The sequence below is a fragment of the Alcanivorax profundi genome (genome assembly GCF_003597125.1).
Lineage (GTDB): Bacteria > Pseudomonadota > Gammaproteobacteria > Pseudomonadales > Alcanivoracaceae > Alcanivorax > Alcanivorax profundi.
The window spans coordinates 182,071-194,896 of record NZ_QYYA01000003.1 but is presented as its reverse complement, the minus strand read 5'-3'; the positions used below and the strand labels follow the sequence as shown (position 1 = coordinate 194,896).

Below are 12,826 nucleotides of genomic sequence, written 5' to 3'. Positions count from 1 at the left end.
TCAGACGCGGGGAGGCCGCGCCCAGACTTTGGGCGCGGTCTCATTGCTTTCAGATTCCTGGCCGGCCCTTCCGCGCCATTATCAATTCTCAATTGCCCCCTCTCGTATCCTGGCCACCACATCGCGCTATACTGTCAGCATCGAAAAATTACCGGGAGGCAACCATGGCAACCCGCAGCATGGATGACTGGCTCGACGCCTATGGCGAGAGCCACCAGAACCCCACCAACAAGAAAGTGCATTTTGTCTGCGTGCCGGTGATTTTTTTCACCATCGTCGGTTTTCTCTGGGCGATACCCGCCCCCCTTTTCACCAGCTTTTGGGCCTGCCTGGCACTGGTGTTCGTTACCGCCTACTACGCCCGCCTCTCCAAACCTATCGCCCTCGGCATGCTGGTCTTCAGTGTTATCTGCCTGGCCGGGCTTGGCCTGATCGCCTCGACCGGCATCAGCGTCGGGCTGTTTTCACTGGTGGTCTTTGTACTCGCCTGGATCGGCCAGTTATGGGGCCACAAGGTGGAAGGCAAGAAACCCTCGTTCTTTGAAGACATACAGTATCTGATGATCGGACCCGCCTGGATCATGGGCTTCCTTTACCGCAAGTGGGGCATCAAGTACTGATACTCCGCAACGGCTTCGGCGCAGAACCACCTTTCCCCACTGGTACTTTTGCAGTAGTTTAGAACGACAATCATCTCTGCTTGGGGAAGGACCACCCGCATGGGCACTTTGCTTTTCTTTGGCGTGATCGCCGCCGTCGTTATCTACATCATCGCGGTATACAACCGACTGATCGCCCTCAAGAACCGCTTCAAAAACGGTTTTGCCCAGATCGACGTGCAGCTACAACGCCGCCATGATCTGATCCCCAATCTGGTGGAGACCGCCAAAGCCTATATGAGTCATGAGAAAGAGACCCTGACTCAGGTTATCGAGGCGCGCAATCAGGCGGCCAGCGCCAAACAGGCCGCCGCCGCCCACCCCGATGACGCCAGCGCCGTGGCCCAACTCGGCAAAGCAGAATCCATGCTGTCCGGCTCCCTCGCCAACTTCTTCGCCCTCAGTGAGAATTACCCGGACCTGAAAGCCAACGAGACCATGAGCCAGCTCATGGAAGAGCTGACCAGCACCGAAAATCGCATCGGCTTTGCACGGCAGGCCTTCAACGATGCCGTCATGAACTTCAACACCTACCGCGAGCAGTTTCCGCAAAACTTTATTGGCGGACTGTTCGGCAGCTTCAAGGAAGCCCAGCTGCTCAAGATCGAGAACGAAGAGGCCCGCAAGGCCGTCAAGGTCGGTTTCTGATCCGCTGAGATTGGGCCATGGATTTCTTCCAACACCAGGAACGTGCCCGGCGTAAAACCGGCTTGCTGGTGCTCTATTTCGTCGTGGCAGTGGTGGCAGTGATCGCCAGCGTGACCGCCGCCATGCTGCTGATCCTGCATTTCTCCGGCGCGGGAGTCTCTCTTCAGGCTCCCTGGGCCCACCCCCTTACGGCCTGGATCGCACTCGGCACCTTTGTGGTCATTGTCGGCGGTTGTCTGGTGAAAACCTGGCAGCTACGCAAGGGCGGCCCCGCCCTCGCCGAAATGATGGGCGCAAAGCCAATCAACGCCACCACCACCGATAACAGCGAGCAGCGCCTGCTTAACGTGGTGGAAGAGATGAGCATCGCTGCCGGCATCCCGGCACCCAGAATCTACGTCCTTGAGCAGGAACCGGCCATCAACGCCTTTGCCGCCGGCTTCCGACCTTCAGAAGCCATCGTCGCGGTCACTCGGGGCACACTGGACAAACTCTCACGGGACGAGCTGCAAGCGATTATAGGGCATGAATTCAGCCACATTCTCAATGCTGACATCCGCATCAACCTGCGGATGGTGGCAGTGCTTGCCGGCATTCTTGCTGTGGGCAAAGTCGGCGAACATCTGCTTCACAGCCAGCGTCATCAGTCCCGATCGTCCAGACGCAACAACAAGGGCAATCTGGTTATTGTCGGGCTGGCCCTGATGGTCATCGGCTATGTGGGCTTGTTCTTCGGACGCCTGATCAAGGCGGCTATCAGCCGTCAGCGGGAGCTGCTGGCTGATGCGTCTGCCGTGCAATTCACCCGTAACCCCGATGGCTTGGCCGGCGCCCTGATCCAGGTGCGCAACAACGGCGGCTCCTATCTTGCCAACGCCCATGCGGAAGACATGAGCCATATGTGCTTTGTGCTACCTGTCAAAATGCACCTGCAACGCTGGCTCTCCACGCACCCACCGGTGGATGAACGCCTCACCGCTCTCGGTGAGGGCTGGGTTGCGCGAGCCAGGGCCCGGGCCAGACAATCCGGCGACCCGTCACCCAACCCACTGTCAGCGCCACAGGCTGCCAATGTGGACGGTTCTCTGGGCTTCGCCCCGGGCGCCAGCCCTGTCCGGGTCTCCAGTCAGGTAGGGACCGTGAAAGACGCCGACATTGATTGGGCACAGACCACGCTGGCGCAACTGCCAGAGGAAATTCGCCAGTCCCTGCGCCAGCCGCAAGGTGCCCGCAGGGCATTGCTGGCCCTGATTCTGGCCAGCAATCGCAACGACACGGCCCACCAGCTTCGTCAGGCAGGGTTGGCTGACGATCAGCCTGCCCTTGAGACGCTGGCAGAAGCGCTTCGCCCCCTGGGGGCTACCCTCCGCCTGCCGGTCATTGATCTGGCCTTGCCCGCACTGAAGAACGAACCCCGTGCCGCCCGCGAACAGCTACTTGCTGAACTGGAGTCTCTCGCCAAAGCGGACAACACCTTCAGCTTGTTTGAATGGGCGTTGCTGGGGCTGGCAAGGCAACAACTTGGCGAGCGGGCGGGGCGCAACCGGCACACCCGCTTTCATCGCTATGGCGCGGTAGCGGCAGAACTGCAGCTTCTCTTTTCCCTGCTGGTGTGGGCCAGTGGCGCCACACAAGACACGGGCACAGCATTGTTCAGCCGCTATACCCAGGGACTCCTTCCTGCCGGGCGCACCTTGCTCCCGTTGACCCATTGCAGCAGCGACAAGCTGTTTCAAGCCGTCGACCGCCTGACGGATCTGTCCCCCTTGCTCAAGGGGCCCATCATCGACAGCGCCGTTGACCTGGCTATGGACGATGGCGAATTGAAAACCCGGGAACGGGAGACGCTGCGAGCTCTTTCTTCTTTACTGGAATGCCCCCTTCCACCCTGCTTTGCCGACCATTGATCGCTTTGCGAGTGTGAATCTGCTTCAAAAATAGGAAAAGGCTTACACTGGCTTACGCAAATTGCCTATTTTTTAGCACGTTTGTCCATGCAGAATCATGGCATTGTAGGGAGAGGTTGAAAGACATGGAATTCAACAAAGTCAGCACTCGCAATGCTTGGGCCGCGGTCGAAAATATTACGTCTCAAGTCCGCAGTGGCACATTAAACCCCGCACTGACGCAATGGGTGCGAGGACACGGTTTTGACCCCGACACCACCGTTTTTTCCGGCGTGTGCCTGTTTGATGACGGCATCTACACTGGCACCCTCATTGACTGTGAAGAACGAGTCTGGGAGTTTTTTGCCGATCTAAAGGACGAAACCGCCAGTGAGCTGGACGACGTTACCGCAGAGCTTGGCCCCAAATCACCGGATCACCCCGACGCAGACCTCTGCGACAGGGTAACCATGGCAATTGTGTACCACCGTGAAGAATCAATCGCCGCCTAGTCAGCGCGCATCTCGCCGATAAGGCAGCAGCGAACGCGCCTCTTCCCTGTAGCGCCGCACGTGTTCAGCCTCCTCCCGACAAAAATCGGCAATCGCTCGCTGAAAGGCGGGCTCACGCAGGTGATGCAGCGACCAGGTAATCACCGGTTCGAAACCGCGCAGGATCTTGTGTTCTCCCTGCACCCCGGGGTCGAACTCGGCCAGTCCGGACGCAATGGCATGCTCAATGCCCTGGTAGTAACAAAGCTCGAAGTGCAGCCCGTCACACTCTTCCAGGCAGCCCCAGTAACGACCGTAAAGACAGTCACCATCCTGAAAATACAAGGCCGCCGCCAATGGCTGCTCACCACGTCGTGCCAGCACCAACATCAGCTGATCCGCCATGGCCTCACGAATCGCCGCAAAGAATGCTTCATCCAGATAGGGGAGCTGCCCACGTTTCAGGTAGGTGCTGGCATAGCACTGGTAGTAGAAGGCCCAATCCTGATCGCTAATTTTCCCGCCCTGTAAACGTGTGACAGCGATGCCTTGCTCAGCAATGCGGCGCCTTTCCTTGCGCAGGTTCTTGCGCTTTCGCGACTGGAACCGGCTCAAAAAGTCCTCGAAGTCCTGATAATCACGGTTGAACCAGCGAAAGTGGCAGGCCTGGCGGGAGACAAGGGGTAATGCCGACAGCTGCTCTCGACACGCCCTGTCAGGAAACAGCACATGCCAGCCACTGGCGCCCTGCTGCGCCATTTGCTCGCTAACCGCCCCCCAAATCTGGTCTGCATTCAGGGTCCCACGCCAACGGGGTCCAACCACAGGCGTAAAAGGAATCGCCGTCACCAACTTCGGATAGTACGCCAGCCCATGGCGCTGATAGGCGTCTGCCCAGCTGTAATCGAAGACATACTCGCCACGGGAATCACTGCGGGCGTAGAGGGGCAACCAGCCTTGATTCAGCGTTTGATGACAGGGGCCCCAGCCGCGCTGGGGGCTCACCGCCCCGCCACTTTCCAGTGCCGCAACAAAAGCGGGCTTAAGAAAAGGATAATCAGTCAATGTGACTCCACATGAGTTTCCTTGCCGGCTTGGGTACAATGCGCCAGTTGCACGGTCGTACAGAGCGCTGACAAGGCCAAACCGGGCCCGGTACCGCGCCGCCCTGCTTCACCGCCTCTTTTTAATCCGGCGGTTTTCGACACTTTCATCATTGTGAATGCATTTTTTCAACAAGGTAATGTCTAGTCCATGAATGTTTCCAAACCCCTGACCGCATTTTATATCGCTGCGGCACTGTTACTGGCCCTCCCCGGCGCCTGGCTGCTTTTCGCCCCGGAAATGGCTGTTGTCACTATCCACGAGAATCTGGCGTTTGTGCAGGTCTCCAACATTCACAGCCAACAAACCGGGCTGGGCCTGCTGCTGGCCGCGGCGGTCAATCTGGCCTGCCTGCTGGGCGGCCCGCAGCGGGTTCCGCTGCATGTGGCAGTGTTTTTCTACCTGGCAGGTCTGGTCGCCAGCCACGGCAACGTGGTCTTCGCCGACCAATGGTGGCTGTGGATCCCCGCCCTGGTCTACCTGCTGCCGCTGATTCCTTTTGCAAAGCTGGTGCCCGCAAAATTGCCACTGCCAACGGGCGGAAGCGGCCAGCAACGCGGTGAGGTGAAGTGGTTCAACCCCAACAAGGGCTTCGGTTTCATCCTGACCGACAAGGGTGAGGAGCTGTTTGTGCACTTCAAGGCCGTTCAGAATGGTGGCCGACGAAGCCTGCGGACCGGCACCCGGGTTCGCTTCGACACGCGCATGTCCGACCGTGGCGAACAGGCCGATAACGTTTATATCGAGCAGTAACCCCGAACGCATTTCGGGGCACGCAACACAACATGGTTGCCGCCCCGGATTGCCTGACCCGGAATAACAATAATGACACTGGCAATCGCAGACTGGATTGTCCTGGCCGGTTATCTGTGTATCGTGCTGGGCATTGGCATTTACTTCTCTCGCCGTAACACCTCTACCGAAGAATACTTTGTCGGCGGCCGTCGCTTTCGAGGCTGGGTGATCGGCCTGTCGCTGGTGGGCACCTCCATCAGCTCGATCACCTTTCTGGCCTACCCCGCCGACGCCTTTAAAACTGACTGGCTACGCTATCTTCCCAATCTGGCATTGCTGCCTGCGATCCTGGTGGCGGCCTTTGTATTTCTGCCGTTTTTCCGCCGCGGCAACATGACCAGCGCCTACGAATTTCTGGAAATGCGCTACGGACCCTCGGTACGGGTCTACGGGGCGGTAGCGTTTCTGGTAGCCCAGGTGGTTCGCCTGGCCATGATCCTGTGGTTGCTTTCCCTGCTGATTCAGCAAGTCACGGGCTTGTCGCCCACCACAGCCATTGTGCTCGGCGGACTCTTTGTGGGGCTATACACGGTGATTGGCGGTATCGATGCGGTGATCTGGACCGATGTGCTGCAAACCGTGGTACTGCTGTTGGGCGGGATACTCTGCTTGTGGGTGATTCTGGAGGCACTGCCCGGCGGTCTGGGCCAGATCGTCGATCAAGCAGGGGCGGCCGGCAAGTTTGCGTTGGCCCCCTGGGAGAACGGCGCTCCCGGCGAGACCTCCTGGTCACTCTCGCTGAGCGAAAAAACGGCCACCATGATGCTGCTGATCGGCCTCACCAACTGGCTCACCGAATACTCCAGCAATCAGAACACGGTGCAGCGATACTGCGCCTCACAATCCACCCAGGAAGCCCGTCGCGGCCTGTGGGTGTATCTGTTCACCGCCCTGCCAATCTGGGCCTTTTACATGTTTCTGGGTACCGCGCTCTGGGTGTTCTTTGAGACGTTCCCGGATGTTCAGGCCAGCGCCATTCTGAATGGCGAGGCCCGTGCCGAAACCCTGATGCCACATTTCATCACTGGCTACCTGCCTGCCGGCGTGGCCGGCCTGGTGATCGCTGCCGCTCTGGCAGCTGCCATGAGTTCTCTGGATTCCAGTATTAATTCGGTGACAACGGTGAGCGTGGTCGACCTCTACCGCCGACATCTGCGTCCGGACAAAGACGACCGCCACTACCTGAAAGCGGCCTGGACCATTGCCGTCGCGGTGACGGCCCTGATGATCGCAGGTGCGCTGTGGCTAAATGGGACTGACACCAAGACCCTGCAGGACACCTCGACCATTCTGGTCTCGCTGCTGGGCGGCGGGATGCTGGGGCTGTATCTTCTTGGTTTCTTTAGTCAGCGCGGCGATGCGCGAGCGGCCTGGTGTGGGATTGCCTGCACGCTGGTCTTTACCGGCTGGACCGTGCTGACCAACAAGGGAATGTTGCCGGAGGCGCTAAGCGCCCCCTTTGACCTCTACTACACCGGGTTGATTGGCAATGTACTGATGTTTGTCGTCGGTTATCTGGCTGCATCACTGTGGTCTGCCGGAGTCGCGTCAGCACGATCCTCCTGACACTCGCCACGGGACCGCAGCAGCCGGTCCCGTACCAGCCAACCCGCCGCCCAACACACCAGCCAGGGATCAAGCAGGTAATCCCACAGGTTGTCACTGACCAGTAGATCCGCCCGGAAAGCCAACTGCGCGGCCACCAGGATCAGACAAGAGGCGTAAGCACGGGTCACCCAACCTACCAGCCCCACCAATAGCAGCCCAGTGCTCAAGGCAAAGTCGCCAAACCCCATGGCATACGGATCCGCATAGCTGGAACCCATGCTTGTGGGATAAAACCACAACGCCAGCAACACCAGCATCACACAGGCGCTTCGCAACTGCCCCACCGGTAACCAGTAATAGCCGGTGATACGATGTTTGATCGCCAGTATCGCCAACAAGCCGCTAGCGATACTGAACCCGGACAGGTAGCTGTTCAGCCATGCAGCCGGGCCCCAGGGGTAAGGCAATAACGCCCAGACGAAGACCAGAACCGCAAGAATAATGCGAGGTTTGAACTCCAGCATAGACGCACTAATACGCAGCTGTACCGCTACCAGCACCAGCGCCGTAATTAACAAATCAATGGTCATTGCGGTGCTCCTTCGTTCGGCGCGGGGACAACGGACTGGCCGGTGCCTGCGACACCCGCCGGCAACCAGGCATGACGAATGGCGCTCTTGTTCCAGGTATAAAGCACGTGCAAGTCACCATTGCTTGCCCGGATCATATAGGGATAGTCGTACTGGAAACGGCAGCCATGTCGCTCATCACATTTATTGGCCTTGACCCTTTCCAGCAACACCTCGGGATTTTCCGGCGCATTCCCCGTCTGCAACTCAGCCCGAATCAACGCCTCGTACTGCCCTGTTGTCAACGCCTCATCACGCCACTGTTCACGATCATGCAGAGTCCAGGCCACTTGCCATGTGGTGCCGCCATCCCGGGTTTCACGAATGCACAGGTCATCGCGCTCTTCCCGGTTACAGTTGGCTACCAGCAGCCAATGATTCCTGCCCAGTACCACCCCCCCTACCGCCGCACTGGGGTTTTCCAGACTAGAGTAAGCCAGCGGGGTCCACTGCCAGCCGCCATCATCACTATCAGACTGATACAGGTAACCATTGTTGGGCTCGTTTTCATTTCTCAGAAAGGAAACCGAGTGGTCATGAGCGTCCACCAGGACTAATGGCTGGATCGCCTTGCGACCGTGGCCAATACGGGCACGGCCCAAAATTCGGCTATTGGCGTCAATCCGGAGGATTTCACCGTATTTGCCAATCATTTCGTGATACACCGGCAATCCGATGGTTCCATCGGCATACTTTAAAGGGGGGGTTTTGACCAAGGTACTGATATTCAGGAAGGGGGTAGTAACCAGCGCCTTGTCAAACGACCAGGTTTCACCCTGATTGTCGGATTCCAGCACCACGATACGGCTGGCCGCCCAACCTCCGAAACTGACCGCAACCACAAAAAGGCGCATACGGCCGTCTTTATCCAGAACCGGGACGGCATTCCCCAGCTTGCGTACGTGACGATTCCAGCCAGACGCAATCTGCTCCCGGGTCACCACCACGGCTTCGTCAGTCCACTTGGCAGTAGAAGGATCAAAAAGGGCACTGTGAATCGCCACATCTGCCGCACCTTCACGGGTACCGGCAAACCAGAAGGCCCTCAGTCGGCCATCTGGCAACTCCACCATAGCCGGGGCGTGGACCATCCGGGTATCCGCATCAGAAGCAAACTGCCCTGTCCAGCCACCACCATAGTCAGCATTGTTGGTGCTGGCATCAGGTACCAAAGGGGGCGTCGGGTGCCAGATATGAGACGGAGAAGCTGCGTAGTAACCCGCCACAAGAGCCATACCCACCAAAAGATGAAAAGCACGTTTCAACATAAAAAATGATCGTTGTATCCGTTATCGGCGGGCCTATTCTCCATGAATCGCACGCCAGTGCCAGCGTCTGATACTTCAAACGCAATGAGACTGGCCAGTATGTATCCTTGTCAGAAAATTGCCTGCCATTGACCTCGCGAACCCTGCCGACCGTCCGAAGTTGTGAACTCGCCCACTGCCTTTTGATCACAATGTGTTCACAGCAAGAGGGCGATGTCATAATGATGACAGACACTATTCCAAGAACAGCACCAAGGACTTTACTTTCTGCAATGGAACGTTTTGCAATTGCCTGGTTGGCATTATTGCTGGCCCTCTCGTGCCTGCCCGCCCACGCTGAAGACAACCATGACTGGAAACTGGTGAGCGAACGTAACGGTATTCAGGTGTATATGAAGCATCGTGACGAATCACGCCTGAAAACCTTTCGGGGCACCACTCGCTTCACCCTCAAGGACGAATATGCACTGGTGGCGTTGATGAACGACTACGCCGCCTACCCGAAATGGCTGCACTTCATTGACAGTGCTGAAGAGTTTGACCGGCAAGGCCCGCTGGACCGTAGCCTGCGGTTTACCACCCAGCTCCCCTGGCCGCTGGCCGATCGCGAGGCCGTGCTGCGTGCCAAGGTGCACCAGACCCTCAATGACGAGGAAGAGTCGGTGATGATCGAATTGATCAATCGCCCGGATGCCCTCCCCCCCAATAATGACTACATCCGCTTCCCGGAAATGTGGGGCAAACTGGGCTTTACCCGTATTGGCAATGACGAAGTGGAAATGATCTACGAGATCATTCTCGATCCAGGAGGGTATATTCCCGCCTGGATTGCCAACATTCTGCTGCGTGACGCACCGTATTTCACCCTTGAACGGTTGCGACGCATCGTCATGAAGCCGGAATACCAGAACCGCTACTATGACTATCTGGATCTGCGCGGCCCGGGAAGACCTCAGTCTGCGGCCCCGCTGACGCCACAGGAAAGCACGCCAGTCAAAACAACGCTGTAAAGGCCGAAAGGGAGATAATGAAAACGTAACAAAGTGATTATCACCCTGTCATTTTCGGCCACACCTCCCTTAACATGGGTACCTATCCGTCCTTCTGGAGCGTACCCATCCATGACACGGCTGTTCTATTTTCTTTATAGCTGGCTGATCTTTGTACCGCTGATGGCAGCGACCACTCTGGTCTGCGGAGCGATCTGTCTGGCCCTGGTGCCCTTTTTACCTGCCGACCGTGTTGCCCGCTACAGTGCGGTCCCCTGGGCTCGCCTTTGCCTGTTGTACAGCGGCGTGCGGGTAGACCAGTTTGGCCACCACAATCTGCAGCCAGGCCAGAGTTACGTCATCGTGGCCAACCACCTGAGTCAGTTCGATATCTTTGTTCTCTACGGCTATTTGGGCGTGGACTTTCGGTGGGTAATGAAACATGAACTGCGCAAGGTGCCCGTGATCGGTATCTGCTGCGAAAAGCTGGGGCACATTTTTATCAACCGAAGCGACCGGGACGCCGCCATCGCCAGTCTCAACGAGGCACGGGTACGGCTGAGTCATGGCGCCAGTGTGCTGTTTTTTCCTGAAGGCACCCGCAGTCGTGACGGGCAGCTCAAACCCTTCAAGAAAGGCGCCTTCAAAATGGCACAAGAGCTGCAACTGCCGATATTGCCTGTCACCCTGACCGGCACCTTTGATATTCTGCCGCCCGGCACTGCACGACTGCAGCCTGGCCACCAGGCCACATTGACGCTGCATGCTCCACAGCCCATACCCCGCAACGAGGAAGACGTCGATCGGTTGATGAAGACCTGTCATGCGCTCATTGCACAGCCCCTTACCCATGCGTGCCCACAAGCGCTGGTATAGCTACAGCGACCGCCATAACCGGCGGTGATGCCATACCGGGCCGATCCTGTCGGACAGGATTGGCCCATTCGGCAGTGACAAAGTGTCTACACTCGGTGCCCATCGACCACGGGACTTGAACACGGAGTCATCATGAAGAATTTTAAAGACAAGGTTGCCGTTATCACCGGTGCCGGTTCCGGTATCGGCCGTGCACTGGCCAAGGAACTGGCCGCCAGCGGAGCCAAACTCGCCCTTTCCGATATCAACGAAGCTGGCCTGAAGCAGACCGCCAAGGATCTCGGCCTGGCCGAAGACCGCCTGCTGACCAAGGTGCTGGACGTGGCAGACCGCCAGGCGTTCTATGACTTCGCCGACGATGTGGTCAACCATTTCGGTTACGCCAACATGATCTTCAACAACGCCGGTGTTGCCCTGGGCGCCACCGTCGAAGACATGAGCTACGACGATTTCGAGTGGCTGATGAACATCAATTTCTGGGGCGTGGTGTACGGCACCAAGGCGTTCCTGCCGTACCTGAAGCAATCCGGCGAGGGGCACATCATCAATGTGTCTTCCATCTTTGGTCTGGTCGGCATTCCCACCCAGTCAGCCTATAACGCTGCCAAATTTGCGGTACGTGGCTTCACCGAATCGCTGCGCATCGAACTGGAAATGGAAGGTAGCCCGGTGTCCTGTACCTCCATCCACCCCGGTGGCATCAAAACCAACATCGCCAAGGCCGCGCGCATGAGCGAGGGCGTGGAGCGCATCACCGGTGCCAACAAGGAACAGTCCATTCAGGATTTCGAGAAACTGTTCCGCACCACCCCGGAAGAAGCCGCCAGCACCATTCTCAAAGGGGTGCGAGGCAACAAGCGCCGGGTCCTGATCGGTTCCGATGCGGTGGCAGTGGACACCATGCAGCGCCTGCTGCCGACCAGCTACCAGAAGCTGATCGCCATGGGCCAAAAGTACATGAGCAAGAAGTAACCGTGTCCGAGCGCCCTTTTTCCCAGGCCTGCGAAAACAACAAGGGGCCGATCCTGGCCGTGCTGCAACAGCACTGCCAGGCACCGGGGGCGCTGCTGGAAATCGGTTCGGGCACCGGGCAGCATGCTGCCTGGCTGTCCGCCCAGCTTCCTCACCTGCAGTGGCAAGCATCAGATGTGGCAGACAACCTGTCAGGCATCCGTCTTTGGCAGCAAGAGCCGGCCAACCGCTCCCTGCCCGCTCTTGAACTGGACGTGTCCGGCGACTGGCCTGCTGGTCCCTACCGTTATCTCTTTACCGCCAACACCTTCCATATCATGAGTGCAGAACAGGTATCTCGCTGTATCAAGCAAGGGTGCGAGAGACTGGAAGCCGGAGGAGCCTTTCTGGTCTATGGCCCGTTCAATTACGACGGTCGCTATACCAGTGAATCCAATGCCCGTTTCGACGCGTGGCTAAAGGCAGCCGGTAGCCACCGCGGGATCCGGGATCAGGAATGGGTAGTTGAGGCCTTTTCACGCCATGGCGCTACGCTGCGGGCAGACCACGCCATGCCCGCCAACAACCGGATACTGGTTTTTACACGCTAGCCTGGCGGGCACGGCGCATGCGAGGCTTGAGGTAGAGCACTCCGAAGATCATGATCATCACCCCGTCACGCCAGTGAAACAGCCCTCGGCGACGGATCCAGACCCCGAACCCCACCAGCTCCAGGGCATGTAAAAAGGCCACCACCGCCCCCGCGCTCAGTAACAAACGGTCGAACGGTACCGGTAAATCCGCGAAAATGGCTAACAATACCGCCAGCCAAAACACTACAATGACCCCGCGAAACATGTTCATGCTCAAGATCCTCTGACAGCGCTGGCTATTTTTTCTACAATAGGTGGTTTAGAGGATCGGGGCCGGTCTGCTGGCCGGAACCTTGGACCTGCCCGACAAGCAGCAGGTTCTACAACAA

The 12,826-nt window shown here is 58.0% G+C and carries 14 protein-coding genes; 10 read left to right on the top strand and 4 right to left on the bottom strand.

What is annotated here, in order from left to right; all coding sequences use genetic code 11:
- Positions 1–164: 164 nt before the first annotated feature.
- From D4A39_RS10880 to D4A39_RS10865, 4 genes are all read left to right on the top strand, one after another.
- Entirely contained in the window at positions 165–620 is a 456-nt protein-coding gene (locus tag D4A39_RS10880; RefSeq protein WP_119918102.1) for an Mpo1 family 2-hydroxy fatty acid dioxygenase, read from the top strand.
- A 99-nt stretch (positions 621–719) separates the two neighbouring features.
- Positions 720–1,307 carry a LemA family protein gene (locus D4A39_RS10875; protein WP_119918101.1) on the top strand — a complete coding sequence of 196 codons (588 nt, stop codon included), beginning with the start codon at positions 720–722 and terminating at the stop codon, positions 1,305–1,307.
- A 17-nt stretch (positions 1,308–1,324) separates the two neighbouring features.
- On the top strand, positions 1,325–3,214 hold the full coding sequence (locus D4A39_RS10870; protein ID WP_119918100.1) for a M48 family metallopeptidase: 1,890 nt from the start codon (positions 1,325–1,327) through the stop codon (positions 3,212–3,214).
- A 125-nt stretch (positions 3,215–3,339) separates the two neighbouring features.
- Positions 3,340–3,705, top strand: a complete 366-nt coding sequence (locus D4A39_RS10865) for a hypothetical protein (protein WP_022986880.1) — start codon at positions 3,340–3,342, stop codon at positions 3,703–3,705.
- Here the strand turns inward: D4A39_RS10865 and D4A39_RS10860 are convergent, their stop codons facing one another.
- Entirely contained in the window at positions 3,706–4,749 is a 1,044-nt protein-coding gene (locus D4A39_RS10860) for a GNAT family N-acetyltransferase (RefSeq protein WP_119918099.1), read from the bottom strand.
- Between the two features lie 189 nt (positions 4,750–4,938).
- Here D4A39_RS10860 and D4A39_RS18205 point away from each other — a divergent pair, with 189 nt between their 5' ends.
- Positions 4,939–5,541, top strand: a complete 603-nt coding sequence (locus D4A39_RS18205; protein ID WP_119918098.1) for a cold shock domain-containing protein — start codon at positions 4,939–4,941, stop codon at positions 5,539–5,541.
- 72 nt (positions 5,542–5,613) lie between these two features.
- Positions 5,614–7,149 carry a sodium:solute symporter family protein gene (locus D4A39_RS10850; protein ID WP_119918097.1) on the top strand — a complete coding sequence of 512 codons (1,536 nt, stop codon included), beginning with the start codon at positions 5,614–5,616 and terminating at the stop codon, positions 7,147–7,149.
- Here D4A39_RS10850 and D4A39_RS10845 read toward each other — a convergent pair.
- Positions 7,095–7,721, bottom strand: a complete 627-nt coding sequence (locus D4A39_RS10845) for a hypothetical protein (RefSeq protein WP_199699455.1) — start codon at positions 7,719–7,721, stop codon at positions 7,095–7,097. The genes D4A39_RS10850 and D4A39_RS10845 overlap by 55 nt on opposite strands.
- Entirely contained in the window at positions 7,718–9,028 is a 1,311-nt protein-coding gene (locus D4A39_RS10840) for a sialidase family protein (RefSeq protein WP_022986875.1), read from the bottom strand. The genes D4A39_RS10845 and D4A39_RS10840 overlap by 4 nt, the downstream gene beginning before the upstream one ends.
- A 272-nt stretch (positions 9,029–9,300) precedes the next feature.
- Here D4A39_RS10840 and D4A39_RS10835 point away from each other — a divergent pair, with 272 nt between their 5' ends.
- The 4 genes from D4A39_RS10835 (at position 9,301) to D4A39_RS10820 (ending at position 12,455) form a co-directional block, all read left to right on the top strand.
- Positions 9,301–10,038, top strand: coding sequence for an START domain-containing protein (locus D4A39_RS10835; protein ID WP_022986874.1), 738 nt, complete (start codon positions 9,301–9,303; stop codon positions 10,036–10,038).
- Between the two features lie 111 nt (positions 10,039–10,149).
- Positions 10,150–10,893: a lysophospholipid acyltransferase family protein gene (locus D4A39_RS10830; protein WP_119918096.1), complete on the top strand. Its 744-nt coding sequence runs from the start codon at positions 10,150–10,152 to the stop codon at positions 10,891–10,893.
- Positions 10,894–11,025: 132 nt separating this feature from the next.
- Positions 11,026–11,865, top strand: a complete 840-nt coding sequence (locus D4A39_RS10825) for an SDR family NAD(P)-dependent oxidoreductase (protein ID WP_022986872.1) — start codon at positions 11,026–11,028, stop codon at positions 11,863–11,865.
- 2 nt (positions 11,866–11,867) lie between these two features.
- Positions 11,868–12,455: a DUF938 domain-containing protein gene (locus D4A39_RS10820; RefSeq protein ID WP_119918095.1), complete on the top strand. Its 588-nt coding sequence runs from the start codon at positions 11,868–11,870 to the stop codon at positions 12,453–12,455.
- Here D4A39_RS10820 and D4A39_RS10815 read toward each other — a convergent pair.
- Complete coding sequence (locus D4A39_RS10815) at positions 12,445–12,708, bottom strand: DUF1145 domain-containing protein (RefSeq protein WP_022986870.1); 264 nt, start codon at positions 12,706–12,708, stop codon at positions 12,445–12,447. The genes D4A39_RS10820 and D4A39_RS10815 overlap by 11 nt on opposite strands.
- Between the last annotated feature and the right edge of the window lie 118 nt (positions 12,709–12,826).

Coding starts and splice junctions, on each gene's coding strand:
- D4A39_RS10815 (WP_022986870.1), bottom strand. CDS start 12,708: ATGAACATGTTTCGCGGGGTCATTGTAGTGTTTTGGCTGGCGGTATTG.
- D4A39_RS10845 (WP_199699455.1), bottom strand. CDS start 7,721: ATGACCATTGATTTGTTAATTACGGCGCTGGTGCTGGTAGCGGTACAG.
- D4A39_RS10830 (WP_119918096.1), top strand. CDS start 10,150: ATGACACGGCTGTTCTATTTTCTTTATAGCTGGCTGATCTTTGTACCG.
- D4A39_RS10825 (WP_022986872.1), top strand. CDS start 11,026: ATGAAGAATTTTAAAGACAAGGTTGCCGTTATCACCGGTGCCGGTTCC.
- D4A39_RS10875 (WP_119918101.1), top strand. CDS start 720: ATGGGCACTTTGCTTTTCTTTGGCGTGATCGCCGCCGTCGTTATCTAC.
- D4A39_RS10865 (WP_022986880.1), top strand. CDS start 3,340: ATGGAATTCAACAAAGTCAGCACTCGCAATGCTTGGGCCGCGGTCGAA.
- D4A39_RS10870 (WP_119918100.1), top strand. CDS start 1,325: ATGGATTTCTTCCAACACCAGGAACGTGCCCGGCGTAAAACCGGCTTG.
- D4A39_RS10880 (WP_119918102.1), top strand. CDS start 165: ATGGCAACCCGCAGCATGGATGACTGGCTCGACGCCTATGGCGAGAGC.
- D4A39_RS10835 (WP_022986874.1), top strand. CDS start 9,301: ATGGAACGTTTTGCAATTGCCTGGTTGGCATTATTGCTGGCCCTCTCG.
- D4A39_RS10840 (WP_022986875.1), bottom strand. CDS start 9,028: ATGTTGAAACGTGCTTTTCATCTTTTGGTGGGTATGGCTCTTGTGGCG.
- D4A39_RS18205 (WP_119918098.1), top strand. CDS start 4,939: ATGAATGTTTCCAAACCCCTGACCGCATTTTATATCGCTGCGGCACTG.
- D4A39_RS10850 (WP_119918097.1), top strand. CDS start 5,614: ATGACACTGGCAATCGCAGACTGGATTGTCCTGGCCGGTTATCTGTGT.